18 protein-coding genes and 1 tRNA gene are annotated in these 21,868 nt (G+C 68.9%); 6 read left to right on the top strand and 13 right to left on the bottom strand.

All coding sequences use genetic code 11. From position 1 onward, the window contains the following. Positions 1–83: 83 nt before the first annotated feature. Positions 84–2,108, top strand: a complete 2,025-nt coding sequence (locus IPJ61_RS09925) for an ATP-dependent DNA helicase UvrD2 (protein WP_297108119.1) — start codon at positions 84–86, stop codon at positions 2,106–2,108. Positions 2,109–2,670: 562 nt separating this feature from the next. On the opposite strand, the gene IPJ61_RS09920 is transcribed toward IPJ61_RS09925, so the two are convergent. The 5 genes from IPJ61_RS09920 to IPJ61_RS09900 form a co-directional block, all read right to left on the bottom strand. Then, positions 2,671–3,321 carry a hypothetical protein gene (locus IPJ61_RS09920; RefSeq protein ID WP_297106419.1) on the bottom strand — a complete coding sequence of 217 codons (651 nt, stop codon included), beginning with the start codon at positions 3,319–3,321 and terminating at the stop codon, positions 2,671–2,673. Positions 3,322–3,703: 382 nt separating this feature from the next. Beyond that, entirely contained in the window at positions 3,704–4,567 is an 864-nt protein-coding gene (locus tag IPJ61_RS09915) for a DUF222 domain-containing protein (protein WP_297106415.1), read from the bottom strand. A gap of 329 nt (positions 4,568–4,896) precedes the next feature. Continuing rightward, positions 4,897–5,397 (bottom strand): hypothetical protein, encoded by a 501-nt coding sequence (locus tag IPJ61_RS09910; protein ID WP_297106412.1) that lies wholly within the window; start codon positions 5,395–5,397, stop codon positions 4,897–4,899. A 281-nt stretch (positions 5,398–5,678) separates the two neighbouring features. Continuing rightward, positions 5,679–5,840: a DUF5679 domain-containing protein gene (locus tag IPJ61_RS09905; RefSeq protein WP_297106409.1), complete on the bottom strand. Its 162-nt coding sequence runs from the start codon at positions 5,838–5,840 to the stop codon at positions 5,679–5,681. Between the two features lie 194 nt (positions 5,841–6,034). Further along, entirely contained in the window at positions 6,035–7,363 is a 1,329-nt protein-coding gene (locus IPJ61_RS09900; RefSeq protein ID WP_297106407.1) for a zinc-dependent metalloprotease, read from the bottom strand. Between the two features lie 110 nt (positions 7,364–7,473). Here IPJ61_RS09900 and IPJ61_RS09895 point away from each other — a divergent pair, with 110 nt between their 5' ends. From IPJ61_RS09895 to IPJ61_RS09885, 3 genes are read left to right on the top strand one after another with little or no spacing between them, the layout of a single operon-like run. Further along, positions 7,474–8,517, top strand: a complete 1,044-nt coding sequence (locus IPJ61_RS09895; protein WP_297106404.1) for a YlbL family protein — start codon at positions 7,474–7,476, stop codon at positions 8,515–8,517. Continuing rightward, positions 8,510–9,028, top strand: coding sequence for a PPA1309 family protein (locus IPJ61_RS09890; RefSeq protein ID WP_297106401.1), 519 nt, complete (start codon positions 8,510–8,512; stop codon positions 9,026–9,028). The genes IPJ61_RS09895 and IPJ61_RS09890 overlap by 8 nt, the downstream gene beginning before the upstream one ends. Continuing rightward, on the top strand, positions 9,025–11,907 hold the full coding sequence (locus IPJ61_RS09885; RefSeq protein ID WP_297106398.1) for a UPF0182 family membrane protein: 2,883 nt from the start codon (positions 9,025–9,027) through the stop codon (positions 11,905–11,907). Before IPJ61_RS09890 ends, IPJ61_RS09885 begins: the two co-directional genes overlap by 4 nt. A gap of 3 nt (positions 11,908–11,910) precedes the next feature. On the opposite strand, the gene IPJ61_RS09880 is transcribed toward IPJ61_RS09885, so the two are convergent. The 3 genes from IPJ61_RS09880 to IPJ61_RS09870 are packed head-to-tail and all read right to left on the bottom strand — an operon-like array spanning position 11,911 to position 15,123. Continuing rightward, positions 11,911–13,233, bottom strand: a complete 1,323-nt coding sequence (locus IPJ61_RS09880) for a M16 family metallopeptidase (protein ID WP_297106395.1) — start codon at positions 13,231–13,233, stop codon at positions 11,911–11,913. Beyond that, positions 13,230–14,504, bottom strand: coding sequence for a M16 family metallopeptidase (locus tag IPJ61_RS09875; protein WP_297106393.1), 1,275 nt, complete (start codon positions 14,502–14,504; stop codon positions 13,230–13,232). Before IPJ61_RS09875 ends, IPJ61_RS09880 begins: the two co-directional genes overlap by 4 nt. Before the next feature lie 34 nt (positions 14,505–14,538). Continuing rightward, on the bottom strand, positions 14,539–15,123 hold the full coding sequence (locus tag IPJ61_RS09870) for a DUF1349 domain-containing protein (protein ID WP_297106390.1): 585 nt from the start codon (positions 15,121–15,123) through the stop codon (positions 14,539–14,541). 36 nt (positions 15,124–15,159) lie between these two features. Here IPJ61_RS09870 and IPJ61_RS09865 point away from each other — a divergent pair, with 36 nt between their 5' ends. Then, a complete protein-coding gene (locus IPJ61_RS09865; RefSeq protein ID WP_297106387.1) occupies positions 15,160–16,161 on the top strand; it encodes an aldo/keto reductase family protein in 1,002 nt (333 codons plus the stop codon). A 103-nt stretch (positions 16,162–16,264) separates the two neighbouring features. Here the strand turns inward: IPJ61_RS09865 and IPJ61_RS09860 are convergent, their stop codons facing one another. The 3 genes from IPJ61_RS09860 to IPJ61_RS09850 all read right to left on the bottom strand — a co-directional run bounded on the left by IPJ61_RS09860 (position 16,265) and on the right by IPJ61_RS09850 (position 17,670). Next, complete coding sequence (locus IPJ61_RS09860; RefSeq protein ID WP_297106384.1) at positions 16,265–16,738, bottom strand: hypothetical protein; 474 nt, start codon at positions 16,736–16,738, stop codon at positions 16,265–16,267. A gap of 146 nt (positions 16,739–16,884) precedes the next feature. Next, a tRNA-Met gene (locus IPJ61_RS09855) sits at positions 16,885–16,958 on the bottom strand. A 100-nt stretch (positions 16,959–17,058) separates the two neighbouring features. Beyond that, positions 17,059–17,670, bottom strand: a complete 612-nt coding sequence (locus tag IPJ61_RS09850; RefSeq protein WP_297106382.1) for a maleylpyruvate isomerase family mycothiol-dependent enzyme — start codon at positions 17,668–17,670, stop codon at positions 17,059–17,061. Between the two features lie 148 nt (positions 17,671–17,818). Between IPJ61_RS09850 and IPJ61_RS09845 the strand changes: the two genes are divergently transcribed. Beyond that, positions 17,819–20,833 (top strand): alpha-mannosidase, encoded by a 3,015-nt coding sequence (locus tag IPJ61_RS09845; protein WP_297106379.1) that lies wholly within the window; start codon positions 17,819–17,821, stop codon positions 20,831–20,833. Between the two features lie 218 nt (positions 20,834–21,051). On the opposite strand, the gene IPJ61_RS09840 is transcribed toward IPJ61_RS09845, so the two are convergent. After that, positions 21,052–21,336, bottom strand: coding sequence for a hypothetical protein (locus IPJ61_RS09840; protein WP_297106376.1), 285 nt, complete (start codon positions 21,334–21,336; stop codon positions 21,052–21,054). A 3-nt stretch (positions 21,337–21,339) separates the two neighbouring features. Next, positions 21,340–21,708: a hypothetical protein gene (locus IPJ61_RS09835; protein WP_297106373.1), complete on the bottom strand. Its 369-nt coding sequence runs from the start codon at positions 21,706–21,708 to the stop codon at positions 21,340–21,342. Positions 21,709–21,868: the final 160 nt, after the last annotated feature.

Below are 21,868 nucleotides of genomic sequence, written 5' to 3'. Positions count from 1 at the left end.
TCCGACGTCGGGGCAACCCTATCTGCCCCTTCAGACAAAACTTCCCGGCCGGTGGTTCGGGTTTGTCGGTGGCGCCCGCCACAATGGCGGGCGTGAGTGAGTTGATCCTTGATGCGCTGGACCCCGAGCAGCGGGAGGTCGCGACGTTGTTGGATGCGCCCGTCGTCGTGCTCGCGGGCGCGGGCACGGGCAAGACGAGGGCGATCACGCACCGGGTGGCCTACGCGGTGGCCACCGGGCGTTATCAAGCCTCCGCGACTCTCGCCGTCACGTTCACCACCCGCGCTGCAGGAGAGATGCGCAGCCGGCTCGCGGGCCTCGGCGTTCGGGCGGCGCAGGCGCGGACCATTCATTCCGCGGCGCTGCGGCAGTGTCAGTTCTTCTGGCCACAGGCTTACGGCGTCGAGTTCCCCCGGGTCGCGGAGAACACGTTCGGGCTCGTCGCGCGCGCCACCCACCAGGTCCTGGCGAGTTCGGATCAGGCCCTTATCCGGGATCTCGGTTCCGAGATCTCGTGGGCGAAGACCAGCAACGTGTCGGCCGCCCGCTATCCAGAGGTTGCCGGCGCCCGCTCCGTCGCAGGGGCGACGCCCTCGCAGGTGGCGGCCGTGATGGCGCAGTACGAGAAGTTGAAGCTGACCGAGGGCAGCGTCGACTTCACCGACATCCTCATGTGCAACGCGGTGCTGCTGGCCGAGCATCCCGAGATCGCGGATACCATCCGCGGCACCTACCGCCACTTCGTCGTCGACGAGTACCAGGACGTCTCCGCGCTGCAGCACAAGCTCATCTCGCTCTGGGTCGACGGTCGCGACGACGTGTGCGTCGTCGGCGACCCGAACCAGGCCATCCATTCGTTCGCGGGCGCCGACGCCGCGTATTTGCGCGGCTTCGCGGGCGAGCACCGGGATGCCCGCACCGTGCGGCTGGTGCGCAACTACCGATCGACCCCGGAGGTGCTCGCGTCGGCGAACAAGGTGCTGCGCGTGCGACCCGGCGGGCTGGGCGCGCTCAGACCGACGCGATCCTCCGGCCCCGCGCCGACCTTCCACGGGGCTGCGGACGAGGCGACGGAGGCGGCCGACGTCGCTGTCTGGCTGCGCGCGCAGCACGCGGCGGGAACGCCGTGGAAGGAGTTGGCGGTGCTGTACCGGATCAACGCGCAGTCGCCGGCACTCGAGGCCGCACTGACCGAGGCGGGCGTGCCCTACACGGTGCGCGGGACCGAGCGGTTCTACGACCGGGCAGAGGTGCGCCAGGCCATCCTCGAGCTGGGTCGGCTGGCGGAGCGTGCGCCGGAGACACCCGCCGACGAGGCGGTCGACGGCGTGCTGCAGGGCCTCGGCTGGCGGGCGGAGGCGCCGTCGGGCCAGGGGCGGCAGCGGGAGCGGTGGGAGTCCCTGACCGCGCTGCGCACGATGGTGCTGGACGAGGAGGACCGTCGAGAGGACTGGTCGGTGCCGGAGGCGTCGGCCTGGCTGCAGGAGCGTGCCTCCTGGCAGGCAAGCCCCGTCGCCTCCGCGGTCACGCTCGCGACCCTCCACGCAGCCAAGGGCCTGGAGTGGGACGGCGTGGCGATCGTCGGCGTCCGCGAGGGCATGATCCCGTTCGTGCTGAGCCAGGAGGAACCGGCGCTTTCCGAGGAGCGTCGGCTGCTCTACGTCGGCTTCACCCGGGCCAAGCGTGCGCTGCGGGTCAGTTGGTCGGCGTCGAGGGGGTCGGCGACGCGCTCGCGTTTCATCGCCGACCAGGTCACCGGCCCGGCGACGGTCGGCAAGCCGCCGGCGCCCCGCACGTCGTCCCGGTCGCGTGCGTGCCGGGTGTGCGGAAATCGGTTGGAGTCGGCGGCCGAGCGGAAGCTGAGCCGTCACCTCGACTGCGAGGTCGACTACGACGAGGCGCTCTTCGAGCGCCTCCGGGCATGGCGGAAGGCAACCGCCGACGAGGCGAAGGTGCCCGCCTTCGTGGTCTTCACGGACGCGACGCTGCAAGCCATCGCGGAGTCGGCCCCGCGCGATGAGGCCGCGCTGCTCCGCCTTCCCGGGATCGGCCCCTCCAAGGTGGCCAAGTACGGTGCCGGAGTGCTCGCGGTCCTCGCGGCCGACTAATGCAGAATGGCCAGGTGTATGCCGACACGTGGACCTACGTCGTAACGGACATCGAGACCGACGGCCCCTGCCCCGGAGTGAACTCCATGCGCTCGTCTGCCTCTGTCGCGGTTGATGCCCGAGGGACCGAGATCGGTATCTTTGAGGCGGTCTTTGAGCCGCTGCCTGGGGCTGCACCTAACGAGTTGACATTGGCTTGGTTCACTTCTGAGCACCCCGCTGCGTGGGCCGCAGCTACGACAGATCCCCTGCCGGCGCCCGTAGTTATGGCCGACTTCGCGCAGTGGGTCGCATCGCTGCCTGGGCCGCGCGCGTTCGCGGCGTGTCCGGTGACTTTCGACGGCCTCTGGATCGACTACTACCTACGTCGGTTCACCTGCTTCTCGTTGCAGCCGGGGCCATACGAGACTGACCGGATCTTCGACGGTCCCGGTCTGTGCTTGCGTAGCTATGCAGCCGCTGTCACTGGCTTGCCCGTGGCGGTGGCTGGGCCCTCGTTGCGGTGGAGTGTGGCTCCAGCAGTGGTCTGAGACGTGCTTTCGCGGGTAGCGCCCGGCCCGGGTCAGGCGACAGCGGCGCTGGTGTGGTCGTTGAGGTCGATGTGGATCGGTTGGCAGCGTTCGGTGCCGAAGGGGGTGACGTCGTAGCGGTAGCCGAGTGGGGAGCGCCATTCGATCCTGCCGGGTTCTGGTTGGTGCATCACCCAATACCCGGCGGTCTTGGCCCTGTGCACCTTCCGACTGAGTGGTGCGAGGTTCTCCACTGCTGTCTGGCCGGGCTTCCCGGGCTGATAGGCGATGGTGTGATGCAGGTCCAGGCCGTGGGAGTCTCGTTGGGAGAACGGGAAGGGTTCTGTCGGGAACGCGAGGATCAGGCCGCGGCGTATGGTCTGGGATGGAACATACCCGTCGGCGGGTGTGAGGTTCGGGAGATCGATCACGGGCTGCGCCTTGATGTCGATGTCGTGGCCTTCGCGGAGTAGGTGTGCGAGGAGGGTGGTGGTGAGGGTGCCGGCTTTCTCCACTCTGGCGGCGGGATCCAATTGTCCGAGGGTGTCGGTGTTGATGTGGACCGCGATCCCCAGGGTGGGGCGGAGCTTCGCTACGGGTACGTGGATGGTGCCGCAGTGGTGTCCGGCGCATTCGTGGGGGTCGAGTCGTTGGGTCCGGGGCTGGTCTGGGCAGTCACAGTCGGGCCCGTGGGCATACTCCATCCCTCGAGCCTGATCGCGTGCGGAGTCCTCTCCGAGACCGTGGACACGCTCGTGGCTGCCACTACGCGGCATGACCCCCGCAGACGTCGACGTTGTCGATGCGGGTGCGTGGGGACAGGCAAGGAGTCCTGTGCAGGGGGTGCCGTCGGGATGGGCCCGGCCCCGCTCAACGTTTCCGGGCCGCCCGCGTAGATGCTCGGGTAGCGGTTGTCCGATGTAGCGGGGTTGGACGTCTCGGTCGGTGAGTTGCCACTGCCCACTGTCAGGATCGCCGCTCGTAGCCGGCGGCGCGGCGCCAGCCAGCAACGCGGTGTCGGCCTGCGACGCGGTGCTGGTTGGTGTCACGGTGCTGCTTGGCGTCGTAGAGGAGCCCATCGACGTCTCACAAGCTGTGCCGCCGGCCGGCGTTGCTGTGGTGGCTGCGCGGACCCAGTCGCAACTGTTGACGATCTTCCCGAGTAGGTCGATCGTGTTCTGGTCCAGCAACTCGGGCTGCGCGGCCTCCTGAAGGAGAGCGAGCGCGTAGGCGGGGTTCGCGAGGACACCAGCGGCTTTCGCCCGACGCTGATCGATAGTGAGTCCCGGGTAGTGGGGCTCGATCAGCCCGGCCAGCTCGGTGAGCCGGGCGTCCAGGAAGCGGGCGTCGAGGACGTCGAGGACGCCGGTGAGGTTGCATCACGCCTTCGTTCAGACCCCATACCCAGACCCCGCGCCGTGACCGGGCATCCGTCTCCTTCTTCGCGGCAAGCGGGGGGTCGGCCTGGATCACGAGCCGGTCGATGAGTTTCTTGGCCTGCGTCCAGGTCAACTTGTGCTGTTGGCGGAGCCAGGCGTCGGTGATCTCGTCCAACAGGATCGGGTGAAGGTCCCGGCAGCGGGTGGTCATCATCACCGCCCGATCCACCTCTACCTCGAGGTTGATCACTGCTTCGTACAGCCGAGGGTGCCGGTACTTCAGATCCAGCGCGGACGACAGCTCCGTGGCGGCGTGTATGGCGGGGATACCGAGAAGGGCGGCGATCTCCAGCGACACCATCTCTGAGACCAGCGGCGTGCCGGTACCGCCGATCTGGATCCGCTGGTCGACAAGGATGTCGATGAACAACTCCTCATCGTCCAGGTTGTACGCGACGGCCAGATCACACAGGGCTTCGACCTTCCCGGCCTCACACCGTCGACGACCGTGCTCGGCAGCGGAGAGCCGCTGCGCGGCTTCCCTCGCGGTGGTGAGTGCGGTGTCCTTCATGAACACCACGCTAGAGAACGGGTCAGACATTTTTTCGCTTGCGCTCCCCATTCCGATCCCTTGTCAGGTAACGATTTAATAACGGTCTGGTTAGGGTTTGAGTGTTGTGGCCGGGTCCTCGAACCGGGCGCGGGTTCATTGGTTTCGACGCGGACGCCGCGCTTCGCTTGCGGCCCGGCTCAGTACGGGCGCGACACGAGTCGCGGTCGGCTTCGCCGCCGTCCGGCTCGGCCAGTCGGACGCGCCCACGTCCGGCTCAACCAGCGCGGGGTGCCTCCGCCGGCTCAACCAGCAGTGGCGGTCTCCGTCCGGGCCGGCGGCGGATGGCCTCAGGTGCAGCCAGCCGCGGCGCAGTCGTCGCGACGTTGCCAGACGTGGGCGGTGATGCCCGGCCGTCTCGTGTCCCAGGTGAGGCTCGCACCGGTCAGGGTCGTGCGTCCCAGCGTGAGCAGACCGTGGACGGTGAGCGTCACCGTGGCGGCGACCCAGGCGGCGAGGGCTGGGTCGTGTCCAGGTTGGGGGAGCGGACCTCGCGCGCCGAGGCATAAGGGGCAGGGACCCACACCCGGTGTGACGAACGGTCCGACCTCCGCGAAGGAGCCGTCCCACCAGGCGTGGAGAGCGCCGGAGCCGCCCGCATGATGCTCGGCCTCGACGGCGGGGTGAATGCCAGGAGGCCAGAGCATGATCGCCAGCGCGTCAGCCGTGTGCCCAGGGGAGCGGTGTGCGAGCTCCGGCGAGAGACAGCGGGCGGAATAGCCTGCGCGACTGAGGGCGGCCGTGATGAGGCCCGCGCGGAGCTCGGACCCGAGCACGACGATAGATGCCATGGCGGGAGCATTGCCGGAGCGGCGTCCGTCGCGCGACAACTACGCGGCGTCGGACAACACCTTCGTCGGTTCGGACAACACCTATGGGCCGGGTTCATCGATTTCACTTCGACACGACGGCGCGCTTCGGCTCAGTATGGCGCGGATACGGGCGCTCGTGCCTCGCGGCCCGGAACAATCAGTGGCAACAGGCTCGAGGGGAGTGCACGGCCGGATGGGTCAGGGGCAACAAACGGGGCGGCGAGCCAAAGCTCTCCGCCCCGTTTTCAGGATCTTTTCGATCAGGCCTTGCCGAGGATTCGGTTGAGGTTGGTGCCGCACACAGGGCACTTGCCCTTAGCCATCTTGGTGCCCTTGGCGTTGACGACCACGTCGCCCTTGGCGTCGCGCTTTTCCTTGCACTTGACGCAGTAGAACGAGCCCTCGAAGGTCTCTTCAGCCATATTTCCTCCTTGTTCGGGTTGCCTGAGTGCGCTCAGGCGACCTGTTCACTGTAGTGGCCGACCGCTCACGAACGCGCCGACACACCGTTACAGGACGGAGTCCCGGCGTTTCGGTCCGCCTTCCCCTGCGAACCGACCCGACCGGGACTCTCGGCACACAGTCTGGCCGCCGGACGGGTAGCGCGTCAAGGATGTTACCCGCCCAGAAGCTTGCGCAGCTCGGCGTCAAGGTCGTCCTCAGGGGCATCGGCCGCGGCGAGCTGGCCCGCCGCGAAGGGAAGCGGGTCGGCCAGTTGGGCCGCGGTCGGCAGCATGTCGGGGTGGCCCCAAACGGCGTCGCGGCCCTCGGCACCGCGGTGGTGCAGCAGCGCGGCCCACAGATTCTTCGCGTCCCTGACCAGCCGGGGATGGAGGTCGAGCCCGAGAAGCTCGGTGAACACGCTTGTGACGGCCGTGCCTGAGGCACGACGGCGATGCACGATCTCCTCCAGCTGCGGGGCGTTCGGCATCCATTGCGCGGTGGCCTGGGCGACGACGTGGTCAACCCAGCCCTCGACGAGCGCGAGCAGCACCTGGAGCCGTTCCAGGATCTCTACCTGGGTGGGCGTCCGGGTGGGGCGGAAGAAGGATCCGCGAACCGACTCCCCGACGGCAACGACATCCTCGATCGACAGCCCGCTGAGGGACTCGGGGCTGAACTGCTCGGCGATGGCGTCGAAGTCGATAGTGATCTCACGGGCGAAGTGCGCCAGCATCGCGCCCAGCTGCGGCGTCAGCCAGGCGACCGCGTGGAACAGCCGCTGACGCGCCGCCTCCCTGAGAAGGAGAAAGAGCACGACGTCGGAGTCGGAGGTGTCGAGGTCGCGCGTGAACTGCGCCACGTTCGCGGGCAGAAGGACGACGTCGGAGGAATTCAGCAGGTTGACGCCGAGCTCGGTGCCGGTGAGGATGTCGCCGGCCACCTGCGCCAGTTCTCGCTTCAGGCGATCGCGGTAGATCATCGACGCCGACTGCCGCAGCATCGGCGCGAACATCTGCGTCATGGACTGCAACTCGGGACGGTCGTCCTGCTCCGCGGCGGTGCCGCGCTCCAGCGCGTCCGCAAGTCCTTCGATGATGGGTTCGATGGTGCGACGCCACCCGTCGCCGGTTTCGTCGAGCCAGGCGCCGCGGGTGACGGCGCGCGCCGGGCGGCCGGACTCGGGGAACGCCGTGGCGGCGCTGAGCCAGGACTGCGCGAGGCGTTCCGCATCGATGACGGCGGCGCGTTCCTCGGGTGTGAGCGCGGGGTCGGCGCCCGATTCCGCCGCCAACTGCTTTGCCGCGGTCAAGGTGGTGCGCCAGGCCGCATCGGGGTCGCGATCGGCGTTCGTCATGCCGAACATGGCGCCGCCCTGCATCTTGCTGACCTGTGTCACCAGGTCCTCGAGGTTCAGGTTCTCGGCGTCGCCGAACCCGAGCTGCTCGAGCATCTTGCGCAGCTGCTCGAAGTCGAAGCCCCCGAAGGGGTTGTTGCTGGACATCGGTCCCTCCTTCGGTGCCCATTCTTGCCTACCGGGCAAGCCCGGGCGAACCCCATCCTTTGTGCGCTTGCTAGGGTTTCCTTCACATCACCGCAGGAGAGGGAGGGGTAGTGTCACGCAACGCGCTGGCCATCGTGTCTTCGCTGCTTTTCGCGGCGCTGGCCGCGCTCCTGGTCCTGCTTCCAGTTCCGTACGTCGCGTGGCGGCCCGGTCAGACGATCGACGTCCTGGGCGCGACCGATAAAGGACCCGTCATCGACGTGACCGGCCTGCCGACCTACGAGACCAACGGGCGCCTTTTGATGACGACGGTGTCCACGACGAGCGTCGACGCCACGCTGAGTCTTCCCGAGGCGATCTTCGTCTACCTGGACCCGACCTCCGACGCGATGCCGCGCGAGGTCATCTACCCGCCGGGCAAGTCGTCGGGTCAGGTCGAGAGCGAGGCTGTCGCGATGATGGACTCCTCGCGCAACAACGCGACGGTCGCGGCGCTGCGTGCCGGGGGCGTGAAGGTCACCGAACTTCCCCTCGTGCAGTCCGTCGTGCTGTCCGGACCCAGCGCCGACAAGCTGCAGCCCGGTGACCTGATCACAGCCGTCGACGGCCAGCCCGTCACCAAGATCGAGGAGATCGGCGCCCAGATCTCCACGCACGCCGTCGGCGACCCGGTCGTGTTCAGCGTGTTGCGTGACGGAAAGCAGCTGCGGGTCAGCGTCAGCACCGTCTCCAGCAACACCCGTTCGAGCCAGCCGGTCGTCGGCATCAACCTTGAGGTCGGCTTCCGCTTCGACCCCATCGTCGCCTTCAACATCGACGCCGGCGTGACCGGGCCCAGCGCCGGTCTGATCTTCGCGCTGGGTCTCTACGACCGGATCACCGAGGGTGCGCTCACTCAGGACCGCGTGGTCGCAGGCACGGGAACGATCAATCCCACCGGCGTGGTCGGCCGGATCGGCGCCATCAGGGAGAAGATCCGCGGTGCTGAGCGCGACGGGGCCCAGGTCTTCCTCGCTCCAGAGGGCAACTGCGCCGACATCGGCGAGATCGACGCGGACCTCACGATCGTTAAGGTCTCGACGCTCAAGGACGCGATCTCGGCGCTCCAACTCATCAACGAAGGAAATCTCGCGGAGGTGCCCACCTGTGGCTGACAAGACTCCCCTCATCGCCTGCTTGATGGACATCGAGCGGCACGTCTCGTCGGCGGGTTGGGACCAACCGGCGCGACTGTTCGCGCTCGTGACGACCGGCACGCTGCTTGAGGTCGAGCCGCAGTTGCGCGGCCGCGTGCCGGAGTCGGCCGTCGATGCCTTGACGGCGATCGAGCAGGACGAGTTCCACGCCACCGGCGACCTCTTCGAACGCTTGGGCGGCATCTTCTGGCCCGACACCGTCGACGGCTGCGCGATCGCGTTGGAGCGCGCATTCCTGCCGACGGCGTACGAGACCGATCTGCCCGCCGACCCCGACGACGCGGCGGAGTTCGTCGCGAAACACCCTCAGCGTAGCGACGTGCGCGTCGTCGTCGGAGTGCTCCGCGACGGCGCCCGCCACGGCCTGGCTCGCGTCGTCACCGCCCCCGATGACCTGCTCGGCGCCGAGGACCTTGTTCCCGGACTTGCCGAGGCGCTGCTAGCCACGTTCCGCGAGGAGGAATCATGACCCAGCAAGAGGTAGAGCCCCGAAGAGGGGCCCTGCTGTGGACCGTACTCGTCCTTGGCGTGCTGGCGCTCGTGGTGGTGATCGGCTCGCGGGTCGCCACGGACTACCTGTGGTTCCGCAGCATCGACTTCCAGACCGTGTTCACGACGAGGCTCGCCGCGCAGATCGGCCTGCTGCTTGTCTTCGGCGCCTTCATGTTCGTGGTGCTGTTCTTCAGCATGGTTGTGGCCTACCGGCTACGCCCGCCGGTACGCCGCGCCAACCTCGACTCCGAGTTCCTCGTCCAGCTGCGTGACGTGCTCGACGACAGGTCGCGGCTGCTGATGGCGCTTCCCTCCGGGCTGCTCGGACTCCTCGGCGGCCTCTCCGCGCTCAGCATGGCCGACATGTTCCTCGCCTGGTGGCACCGGACACCGTTCGGGCAGACCGATCCGTACTTCGGCCTCGACGCGAGCTTCTACGTGTTCACTCTGCCGTGGGCGCAGTTCGTGCTCGGGTATGTGATGTTCGCCGTGATCGCGGCGACGCTCGCGGCGCTCGCTGTGCACTTCATGACCGGCGCGCTCAACGCGGCTGCGCTGCGGGGGGTCGGGAATGCACCCGCGGGGGTGGGGGCACAGCGTCACCTCTCGATCATGCTCGGCATCGTCATGCTGCTTTTCGCGGCCAGCGCCCTCCTGAACCGGTTGGCCCTTGCCGTCACCGACAACAAGCTCTTCACCGGCGTCGGCGCCACCGATTTCGAGTCACGCATGCCCGTCGCCTTGATCGTCGCATCCATCTGCGTCATCGCGGCCATCGCCTGCTTCGCCAACGCGTGGCGGCTCCGTTGGAGCGTTCCCGGTGCGGCGATCGCGCTCGTCGTCGTCTCCGGCCTGCTGCTCACGATGGTCTACCCGTGGGCGATCCAGAACCTCATCATCGACCCCAACGAGGCAGACAAGGAGGACCCGTTCATCGCGAACAACATCACCGCGACGAGGTTCGCCTTCGGGATCGACGAAGTGGAGGTCAAGGACTACGACGTGACGACGACGGCGGCGGCGGGGCAGCTGCGCGCCGACGCCGAGGCCCTGCCCGCCATCCGCCTGATCGATCCGGCGATCGTGCCCCGGACGTTCGAGCAACTGCAGCAGGTGCGTGGCTACTACATCTTCCCGAAGACGCTGGACGTCGACCGGTACGTCATCGACGGCCGCCCCACCGACTCGGTGGTCGCGGTGCGCGAGCTCGACCTGAACTCCGTGGAGTCTGGCGACACCTGGAACAACCGCCGCACGGTCTACACGCATGGCTACGGCATGGTCGCCGCCTTCGGAAACCAGCGCCAGTCGACGGGCGAGCCGGTCTTCTTTTCCGGAGGTATCCCGACGGTCGGCAAGCTGCCGGAGCACCAGCCGCGGATCTACTTCGGCGAACGCACCGACTACTACGTCGTCGTCGGCGCACCGAAGGAGAGCGCGCCGGTTGAGCTCGACACGCCGTCGGGCGGTGAGGGCCGCACCGAGTCGCTCTACACCTACGAGGGCAAGGGCGGCGTCCCGATCGGAAACCTGTTCACGAGGGCGGCGTTCGCCGTGCGGTTCGGCGACATCAACCTGATGCTGTCCGACCGCGTGAACGCAGAGTCGCGGCTGATGCACGACCGCGTTCCCATGGAGCGTGTCCGTCAGGCCGCGCCGTGGCTGACGCTCGACTCCGACCCGTATCCCAGCGTGGTCGACGGACGGATCGTGTGGATCATCGACGCCTACACCACCAGCGCGGACTACCCGAACTCGAACCGGCTCGACTGGACGCAGGCCATCTCGGACTCCCGCACCTCCGCGGACCAGCTGCTCGCGGGCCAGCGCGTCAACTACGTGCGCAACTCGGTGAAGGCCGTCGTCGACGCCTACGACGGCACCGTCGAGCTGTACGAATGGGACGAGAAGGACCCGATCCTGAAGACCTGGGAGAAGACCTACCCCGGGGTGGTCACCCCCAAGTCGCAGATCCCCAAGGCGTTGCTCGAGCACCTGCGCTACCCGCAAGACCTGTTCAAGGGGCAGCGCGAGGTCCTCGGCCGTTACCACACCACCAATGCGCGCACCTGGTACTCGCAGAGTGATATCTGGCAGGTCCCCAACGACCCCGTCGTGCGGGAGGGACAGGAGAAGCGCAAGGAGCCCCCGTACTTCCTGACGATCCGCTGGCCAGGAGACGAGTCGCCGCACTTCGCCAACACGACGGTTTTCGTGCCGAAGGGGCGCGAGAACCTCAGCGTCTACATGGCGGTGAACGCCGACGCCACCGGCAAGGACTACGGCCAGATGCGCGTCTTGAAGCTGTCTGACAGGGAGCAGATTGCCGGCCCGGGCCAGACGGCCAACTTCATCTCGACCAACCCCGTCGTCGCGGAGAAGCTACTGCCGTTCAACCGGCAGGGCGCGAGCGCGTCGGCGATCTTCGGCAACCTGTTGACGCTGCCGCTCGGCGGCGGCCTCATGTACGTGCAGCCGATCTACACGCAGACGACGGCGACGACGGGCTCCTACCCGGCGCTGCGTTTCGTGGTGGTGCGGTTCGGCGAGCACCTCGGCATCGGTGAGACGCTCCAGGAGGCGCTGGACAAGGTGTTCGAGGGCGACGCGGGAGCCGAGACCGGCGAGGGTACCTCCCCAGGTGGCGGCGTCGAGCCTACCCCCGTCGATCCCGAGGAGCCGGAGACACCGGTAGATGCCAAGGAGAGAGTCAGCGCCCTGATCGGCGAGATGGAGAAGCTGTTCACCGAGGCTGATGAGGCGTTGAAGGCCGGCGACCTCGGCGCCTACCAGGCCAAGATGAAGGCCGCCGAGCAGAAGGTGCTCGAGGCCGCGAAGGTGCTCGACGAGGGGTGAGCCTCAGCTCCCGAGGTCGACGACCTCGGGAGCCAGCCCGATCCCGGTGAGCGCGGGGACGAGGTCCTCGGCGCGCCCGGTGACCGCGATCGTCAGCGCGTCGGCCGTCACGTGGCGGCGGAAGGCGGAGGTGGCCTCCGCGGGCGTCGTCTCCGCGAGCTGGGCGAAGTGGTGCCGGAGATACGAGGGGTCGAGCCCGGCCGCGGCGAGTGCCGTCGCCTGGCCGACGATGTCCGCGGAGGTCTCATTCGCGAGCGGGGCCACCGAGACGAGGTAGCGGCGCGCGTCGTCTGCCTCCTCCTCGGTGAAGGGCTCGGCGAGCGAGAGGCCGTCGAGCAGGCGGGCGATGGCGTCGCCGGCCACCTCCGTTCGGACGCTTCCCGCGATGCTGAACAGACCCTCGTCGACTCCCGGCGCGAACCCGCCGCCGATGCCGTAGGTGTAGCCGAGCCGTTCGCGCAGTTCGAGGTTGAGTCGGCTGGCGAAGGCACCGACGATGGCGTGTCCCGCGACCCGCAGGGCCGGCCAGTCCGGGTGGCGGCGGCTGGGTGCGCGCGTGCCGATCGTCACCGTCGCCTGCACGGCCCCCGGATGGTCGACCACGACGACGCACGGCGGCTGCGTCGCGGGCGTGTCCGACGGCGTGAGCTCCCGCGGCGCTCCTTGCCACGCCAGGAGGGCGTCGAGGTCGAGGTCCGCGGGGAGGTCGCCGGCAAGGAGGAAAGTGGCACCGTCGGGTAGCCACGTGGCATCGTGCCAGGCGCGGGCGTCGTCGGGGGTGATGGCGTTCAGCGTCACGGGGACGCCTGCGCCGGGCCGGCCGTCGCGGTGGTCCGCGCCGTACAGCGCCTGACGGAAAGCCAGCTTGTTCGCGGCGCCGGGGGAGGCAAGCCGGGACGCGTGGCCGGCGAGCTGCGCCTCGACATGGTGCGCGACGTCACGCGGCGCGTAGGCGGGCTCGCTGAGCGTCTCGACGAACAGCGGGAGCACCCTGCCCAGCCTGCCGACGGGGGCCTGGCCGCCGAACGTGGTGTACGGGTACCGGGCGGAGCCGTGGAGCGTGGCGCCCTGCGCCTCGAGCAACTCGCCGATGGCCCCGTCGGGATGGGAGCGGGTGCCCTCGTCGACGGCGTGCAGCGCGACCGTTGCGATGCCCTCCACCGCGCGCGGCTCGATCTCGAGCGGGGTCGGCAGCAGCACCTCGAAGGTGGCGATGTGCTGCCCTGGCAGGTGGAAAATCCATGCGGTGGCGCCGTTGTCGAGGGCGCGGATCTGCGGCGTGGGGAACGTCCAGGGCGAGGCTGCGGTCACGGCGGGGCGGGTCATCGGGCATCCTCGGCGAGGTAGTGGAGCTGATGGGTGGCGTCAGGGGCAAGCCAGCGTGCGGCGACCGAGCGGATGTCGTCGGGCGTGAGGGCCAGGATCTCTGAGAGGTGGGTGTTCACGTGATCGGGCGAGCCGAATGTGAGCCACGCCTCGTTGATGGCGTCGGCGCGGCCGCCGACCGTGGCGAGTTCCCAGAGCCAGTCGCGCTCGTACTGCGCGGCGGCGCGCGCCAACTCGTCGTCGGAGGGGCCGGCGGCGAGGAAGTTATCGATCTCAGAGAGGATCGCCTCGGCGAGCCGGTCGGCGCCTGCCGTCTCCGCGGGGCGGCCGAGGATCGTCACGATGGATGACGACGAGCGATTGGTGAGCGTGGCGCCGTGTACCTCATGCGCGAGGTCGCCGCGGCGCACAAGGGCGCGATGGAGACGCGAGGAGGTGCCATCGGCGAGCACCGAGAGCGCGAGGGCCAGTGCCGGGTGATCCGGATGCGCGGCGGGCGGCAGCACCCAGGAGAGGTAGGCGAGGCTGTGTGGGACGGAGCGCCGCACGACGGTGGTCTGGGGCGTCAGGAGGCCGCCGTCGGGCATGGAGATGCGGTTGAGCTTCTCCAGGCGAGGCAGCGAGCCGAGGTGCCGTTCCGCCAAGGCGAGGCCCTCGTCGGGAGTGATCGGGCCGCAGAGCACCACCCGCACGTTGCTCGCCCGGTACCAGGCGTCGAAGAAGCCGGCGACGTCGTCCAGCGAGGCGTCGTCGAGGTCGGTCATGGAGCCGATCGTCAGGTGTCCGTACGGGTGGTCGGGGGTGAAGTGTTGGGCGGTGAGGAGCTGGAGAAGGTCGCCGTAGGGCTGGTTGTCGTAGCGCTGGCGCTTCTCCTCCTTGACCACCTGACGTTGGGCCTCGAAGTTCTCGGGTGTGATGGCGAGGCTGGCGAAGCGGTCAGCCTCGAGCCACAGCGCGAGGTCGAGGGCGCCTCGGGGCACCGTCTCGAAGTAGTTGGTGCGGTCGTTGGAGGTAGTGGCGTTGACCGTTCCTCCGACGGACTCGATGGTGGCCATGTGCTCGCCAGAGGCCACCTGGGAGGAGCCCTGGAACATCAGGTGCTCGAAGAGGTGGGCGAACCCGGTCCTGCCCGTGACTTCGTCGGCGGAGCCGACCTCGACCCACAGGTTCACCGCGACGCCGGGCGCGCCGGGATCGGGGGAGACGACGACGCTCAGTCCGTTGTCAAGGGTGGCGCTTGCCAGTTCGTAGCGCAGATGGTCCGACGTCATGGGTAGTGACCCTACTGGGTACCCGCAACGAGCCTTAGTGCAGAGAGGCGTCGGCCTGCGACGTCGACCACTCGTGGAAGGTCACCGTCAGCCCGGCCCGTGTCGGCGCGCAGGCGAGCGGTCCCGCGAGGGCGTCGGCGTCCTCCGGAAAGGGGGCGACCCGGACGAGGGCGAGCGGCTCCCCGTCGAGGCCCGCCCTGACGGTGAGGGCGTCGCCGGAGCGGGAGACCCTCACCCGGACCTTCTTGCCTCGCCACGTGTCGACGGGGGAGACGGACCAGTCGGAGTATGGGCCTGTCACGACGGCGCCCAGCTGCGGGTGGCCGTCGGCGAACTCGACGCCCGCCTTCATCCAGCGGTCGGGCGCGGCGACGACGAACACCCCGGCCTGATCGAACTGCTGGTCGTAGTCGGCCGTGAACACGACCTCCATCGCGGTGTCCCGCGCCAGCGGTGCCACGAGCGCGTGCTCCGTGTCGTGGACGAAGCCGTAACTGGTCACGCGCCAGGCGTCGGAGCCTTCGATGCAGGTGACGAGAAGGTCGCCGTGGGACTCCTCGGCGGCAAGGGGCGGGTTGGTCCAGACACCGGCCGACCAGGGCAGAAGCATGCTCTCCATGCCGCCAGCCTATGGCGTGGGAGTAGGGTCCGAGACATGAAGTATCGCTACCTCGGCAACTCCGGTTTGAAGATCACCGAAATCACCTACGGCAACTGGTTGACCCACGGCTCCCAGGTCGAGAACGACGCCGCGAAAGCCTGCGTGCGGGCGGCGCTCGACGCGGGTATCACCTCGTTCGACACCGCGGACGTGTACGCCAACACCGTCGCCGAGGAGGTGTTGGGCGACGCGCTGAAGGGTGAGCGCCGCGAGTCGCTGGAGATCTTCACGAAGGTGTACTGGCCGGTCGGGCCGCGGGGCGCCAACGACGCCGGCCTCTCCCGCAAGCACATCATGGAGGGCATCAACGGCTCGCTGCGGCGGCTGGGCACCGACTACGTCGACCTTTACCAGGCGCACCGCTACGACGTCGAGACGCCGCTCGAGGAGACGATGTCCGCGTTCGCCGACATCGTGCACCAGGGCAAGGCGCTCTACATCGGCGTGTCCGAGTGGACGGCGGACCAGATCCGCGCGGCGGCGGCGCTCGCCAAGGAGCTGCGGATCCCGTTCGTGTCGAACCAGCCGCAGTACTCGATGCTGTGGCGAGTCATCGAGGACGAGGTGGTGCCGGCCTCCGAGGATGCGGGCGTGTCCCAGATCGTGTGGTCGCCCATCGCGCAGGGTGTGCTCACGGGCAAGTACGTGCCGGGCCAGCCGGTGCCGGAGGGCTCGCGCGCGACGGACACCAAGGGCGGCCAGGGCACCATCAGCCGGTTCATGACCGACGAGGTCCTCACCCGCGTTCAGAACCTCCGTCCCATCGCCGACGAACTGGGCCTCACGATGGCGCAGCTGGCCGTCGCCTGGGTGCTGCAGAACGCGAACGTGGCCGCGGCGATCATCGGCGCCTCCCGCCCCGAGCAGATCGCTGAGAATGTGAAGGCGAGCGGCGTGGCGATCCCCGCAGAGCTGATGGCCCGGATCGACGACGCCCTCGGCGACATCGTCGAGCGCGACCCGGCGAAGACTCAGCCGCCCGCGACGCGTCCCTGACGGCGTTCGAGGCATGAAGCCTTAGGTGGGAGCTTTTCGTTCAGATCTGCACGAAAGCTCCCACCTAGCGCCAGAAGCCGCAAGCTACGTGCGACACGCGGCACTAGTACCCGGTTCGCGACTCGTAGACGTAGAAAACACTGGCCGACTCGTCCAGAAGACACAGCACGACCCCCGCGGTGGTGACTCGCTCGACCTTGCGTATCCCCGGGCCGGGGACCCGCAGGTAGTGCTTCGGCTGGAACTGCTTCGTGATCCCGGCCACCAAAAGGACCTGATCGCTGGTGAGGTCGGCGGCGCTCATCTGTTGCGGGTCGAAGAAGGTCCCGGTGAGTTTGGCCTCCTCTTCGACAGCGAAGACGGTGAATCGCGTGCTGAGCTCCGCGTCGGCGAAGCTGTTTTCGTGGTGGTGCTCGACGACGCGCAGCCCGTCCGGCACGGCGATACCCCAGTCGTCCTTGAGCGCCTGATCCGCGGAGTAGCGGGGGATCGCGGCGACGACGAGCGCGACGAGGACGACGGGCATGAGAACGATGGCAGCCATCCAGCCGGCAGGGTGGAGGCTTGTCCTGGTCATGGCGGCAGGCTAGTCGCAGGGTCCGATGTCGGCGTCGGCCCCGAGTCTCGTACGGATCGAACCGCCAGCCTGCTCTGAGCTGGAGTCGCGACCGCCGCGCAGAAGCGGAAACCCCGGCCAGCTGATGCTGGCCGGGGTTCCGGTAGTAGCGGGAACAGGATTTGAACCTGTGACCTCTGGGTTATGAGCCCAGCGAGCTACCGAGCTGCTCCATCCCGCGTCGGCTCCACCAACGTTACCGAAGACTTCCGGAAAGCCAAAATCGAGGACGCTCCGGTCGCAGGGCCGCGGTCGCTTGACCGGAGCGGTCCGCGTCTCGTTCACAGGAGGTCGACCGCTCCCGTGAGCCGGGACCGGGCGATCTTGCGCCCGGTGAGGGTGAGGAGGATGGCGCTGATCGGGCCACGGACCACGTCGGGGGAGGAGCCTCTCCGCCAGTCGACGTCGGTCGCCTCGAAGGCGACGTGGTCGTAGCGGCGGGTGAAGCGCAGTGGCGCAGGCAGGGTCAGGGTCCTGTCGGCAGCGATGACGGCGGCGTCAAGGGGCATCTCGACATCGATCTCGAGGGGGATCGCCGCGTCCTGGGTGTGGACGAGGATGTCGATCAGCGGCTCGGTCGGCGTGACGAACGGCACGGTGCGTCGCGAGCCGACGAACGACCGCACCGTTGCCGCGATCTGCTCCTGGGTTAGTGGCGACTCGACGGCCATCCGATGGACCACCTTGTTGAACGAGAACCCCGACGCCGCAAGGGGAACAAGGATCTCCCGGAATCTCGCCTGTGACATGGCAAGGTGCGCTCCGACGTCGCGGACCGTCCAACCGCGGCAGAGCGACGGCGTCGCCAACTGCTCGGGCGAAAGCGACTCGAACAAGTCGGCGAACGCGACGCGGCCCGCATCGATGCGCGCCCAGATCAGGTCGAGGTCCATGGTTGTTCCCCCATTCGGCTCGCTGCTCATTCTGCCTCGCACCCCAGGGGTGAGGGAAGCATCGCGCTGACCTGCCGCTCCGCCACTAGGATCGTGTCCTCAGACGACGACGCTGCGGGGCGCGACGCTGCGCCGGGAGGAGAACGAGATGCGTGACAGAGTCGAGGCCATCGCAGGGAGGCTGCGTCGTCTGCAGCGTGACATCCTGACGCCGTGGCTGACCGCCGACCGGGTGCCGCTGGACGTCGCCATGTGGGAGGCGCCGGGCGAGCCCGTGCCCGTCGACGAGGCGCTCGGCCAGCGCTACCGCCCCGTCGGACCAGGCGAGCCGTGGGGACGTCCTTGGTCGACGACGTGGCTCAAGATCGAGGGCCGCGTGCCCGAGGCGTGGAGAGACTCCTCCCTCGTCGACGTCGTCGTCGATCTCGGGTTCACGCCCAGCACCCCCGGGTTCCAGGCCGAAGGCCTCGCCGTCTCCGCGTCGGGGCGCGTGCTGAAGGGCGTGTCGCCGCGCAACCACGCGGTGCCGCTCGCGCTCACCGATGCCGAGCCCGGCGGCAGGGTAGAGATCTTCGTCGAGGCCGCAGGCAACCCCGACCTCGACCCGGAGTTCACCTTCGCCCCGACGCCGCTCGGCGACCCGACGACGCTGCCGACCACTCCGCTGTACCGGCTGGGGGAGATCGCGCTCGTCCGCCGCCACGCGGACGTCTGGGGGCTGCACCACGACCTGCTCGCGCTCGGCGGGCTTGCCGAGTCGCTAGACCCCGGATCGCCGCGCCACGGCGAGCTGTGGACAGCGCTGGAACTCGCACTTGACGCCGTCGACCCCGACGACGTCGACGGCACGGTAGGCCTAGCCCGCGAGGCCGTCGCCGCCGTCCTGACCCGGCCCGCGGCCGCCAGCGCGCACCGGATCGCCGCCGTCGGGCACGCACACATCGACTCCGCCTGGCTGTGGCCGTTCCGCGAGACGCGCAGGAAGCTGACAAGGACCTACGCCAACGCGCTCGCGCTGATGGAAGAGGACCCGGAGTTCGTCTTCGTGTCGTCGTCGGCGCAGCACTTCGCCTGGGTCAAGGAGGATGCCCCTGAGCTGTTCGAGCGAATAAAGCGCCGGGTCGCGGAGGGCAGGTTCGTGCCCGTTGGCGGGATGTGGGTGGAGTCCGACACCATCCTCCCGGGCGCCGAGTCCATGGTGCGGCAGTTCGTCGAGGGCCAGGAGTTCTTCCAGCGCGAGTTCGGCATCACGTGCGAGGAGGTGTGGCTGCCCGACTCCTTCGGCTACAGCGGCGCGCTGCCCCAGATCGCGGCCGGCGCGGGAGCCCGGTGGATGCTGTCGCAGAAGCTCTCCTGGAACGACACCAACCGGATGCCCCACCACACCTTCGCGTGGGAGGGCATCGACGGCACCCGGCTGTTCACCCACTTTCCCCCGGTGGACAACTACAACTGCGACCTCTCGGCCCGGCAGTTGCGCCACGCCGAGCTGACCTTCGCCGACCACGGCGCCAGCGACCTTTCCCTCGCGCCGTGCGGGTGGGGCGATGGCGGAGGCGGACCCACAAGGGACCACATCGAGGCCGCGCGGCGCACCTGCGACCTCGACGGGCTGCCGCGGGTCTCCTGGGGCTCCCCGGCAGGCTTCTTCGCCGAAGCCGAGACCCAGGTCACCGACCCCGCCGTCTGGGTGGGGGAGATGTACCTGGAGTTCCATCGAGGCTGCTACACCTCGCAGGCGCGGACCAAGCGGGGCAACCGCCGCAGCGAGGCGCTGCTGCGGGAAGCGGAGCTGTGGGCGGCAACGGCCGCCGTGCGGGAGGGCATCGACTACCCGGCCGACGAACTGCGGGAGCTGTGGCGCGCCACGCTGCTGAACCAGTTCCACGACGTCCTCCCCGGATCGTCGATCGCGTGGGTCTACGCCGACGTGGCGCGGGTGCAGGAGGACGTCCGGCGGCGCGCAGACGCCGTGATCTCGCGGTCCGTGGCCGCGCTCGTCGGCCCACCGGGCGACGGCGCCCGCGTGACGCTGAACGCTTCGCCCTTGGCCTGCGAGGGCGCTCTCGCCCTGGGCGCGGTCGTAGGCTCCGAGCCCGACCCGCGCGCCCCCATCCAGCGGATGGGACGCGACTTCGTGCTGAAGGCGGGCGGCTATCGCGTGGTGATCGACGAGCACGGCCGGGTCGCCTCGCTCGTCGACCACGACTCGGGACGCGACGCCGTCGCGCCCGGGGCGCCCTTGCACCTCGCGCTGCACCGCGACCGCCCGAACCGCTGGGACGCGTGGGACGTCGAGCGGCCTCAGCGGTGGCTCGGCGAGGCGTGCGCAGCCCCCGCGGAGATCGCCGTCGAGGGCGACGCGGTGGTGGTGACCCGTCGGATCGGGGCCCGTTCGGCGGCCACCCAGCGTTTCACGCTGACGGCCGCTGGCCTGAGGGTCGATACGACGGTGGACTGGCGCGAGCACAACCAGCTACTGAAGTACGTCCTTCCCCTTGACCTGCGCGCTGCCTTCTCGACCGCAGAGACGCAGTTCGGGCATGTCCAGCGCGCGACTCATGAGAACACGAGTTGGGAGGCGGCCAGGTTCGAGCTGCCGATGCAGCGCTGGCTGCACCTGGCCGAGGGAGGCTGGGGCGTCGGGATCGCCAACGACGGCATCCACGGCTACGACGTGCGCCGCTCCGTGCGGCCGGACCACGGCACGACGACCACGGTCGGCCTCTCCCTGCTCCGAGGTCCCCGCTACCCGGACCCCGAGGCCGACCAGGGCACGCACGAGTTCACGCTCCTGCTGCGGCCGGGCGCCAACGTCCTGGACGCCATCGATGCCGGATACCGTCTCCACCATCCACCGCAGACTGTGCCCGGAACGCGCGCCGTCGCGCCGCTCGTCCAGGTCCGGGAAGAGGGAGTCCTTGCCGAGGCCGTCAAGCTCGCCCAGGACGGCAGCGGCGACGTCATCGTCCGGCTCTACGAGTGCCTCGGCGAACAGAGGGCGGCCCGGATCCGCGTTCCGGGCGCGACGGCCGCCTGGACCACCGACCTGTTGGAGCGGCCCGCCGGCCGAGCCCCCGAGGGCGTGGACATCGACGAGGGCGGCCTTGTCCTCACGTTCCGGCCGTTCGAGGTGCAGACCCTTCGGCTGCGCTTCGGCTAGGGCCTGTTACGAAAGCGGAAGTGGCTCCTAGCGGGAAGGCCGTGGTTTGCGACTTTCGTCCATAGCCAACCGCGACGGGGGTTGCGTACTGTTCCGGCCATGAACGCGCAGTCTGCCCCGGCCGGTCCGCCCCAAGGCCTCTTGCGGCGCGGGCAGTCGAGGGAGGTGGCCTGGAGTCCCGTCATCGGAACGCTCATCGTGCTGGGCATGGGCATCGCCTACTTCCTCTGGCGCGTCAGGATGCCAACGGTGTGCGCCTGGATTGCGCCAGACGCGGGATCCTGGACAGCCGACGGCGTGCTGCCGCGACGCACCGACGGCTGCGCGGTACCAGCCGGCGTCCCGATCACCGACGTCACCCGGGGGCTGCACGACGTCCTCCTCACGCTTGCGGACGGCCGGGAGGTGGTGTTGCCGCTGACCGAGACGCTGCCCTTCGTCGGCGAGCGCCTCGTCGACGGCGCATGGACACTGCTCTTCGTCGCATCGATGTTCCTGCTCACCGCCTACGCGTTCCTGCGCCAGCCCGCCGACCGGGCGCTGGGCGCGGCGCTCGTCTTCTCCGCGGGGCTCGCGGTCAGCATTCCCGCGACGCTGCTCGGGCTGCCGTTGGTGGAGCTGCACAGCACATGGGCGCGGGCCTTCTTCGTGGCCAACACCCAGGGTCTCTTCTCGCTGCTGTGGGGCGAACTCCTGCTGTTCGTGATGCTGTTTCCTGCGCCGCTGTCGGCTTGGGTCGAGAGACCCGGGCGACGGCTCCTGCTGGCGATGCTGCCGCTGCTGCTGTGGTTGGCGGTGGCGTTCTTCCTCCTCCTGACCGTCCGGATGACCACCCAAAGGGTGCAGTACGTCATCCAGGTGCAGTCGATGGTCACGGTGCTGACGCTCCTCGCGATCGTCGCCGTGATCCTCCTGCGGATGGTGAAGATGCGGATGGACGGCTCCGACTACATCGGCCGCCAGCAGCTGCTGTGGCTGGGGGGGGACGAGCCTTTCGTCGCTCGCCGGCGTCCTGACACTGTGGATCATCCCGCA

The sequence above is a fragment of the Tessaracoccus sp. genome, assembly GCF_016714275.1.
GTDB lineage: Bacteria > Actinomycetota > Actinomycetes > Propionibacteriales > Propionibacteriaceae > Arachnia.
Note: the sequence above shows the minus strand (reverse complement) of the source record. Positions and strands in the feature narration are given on the sequence as shown.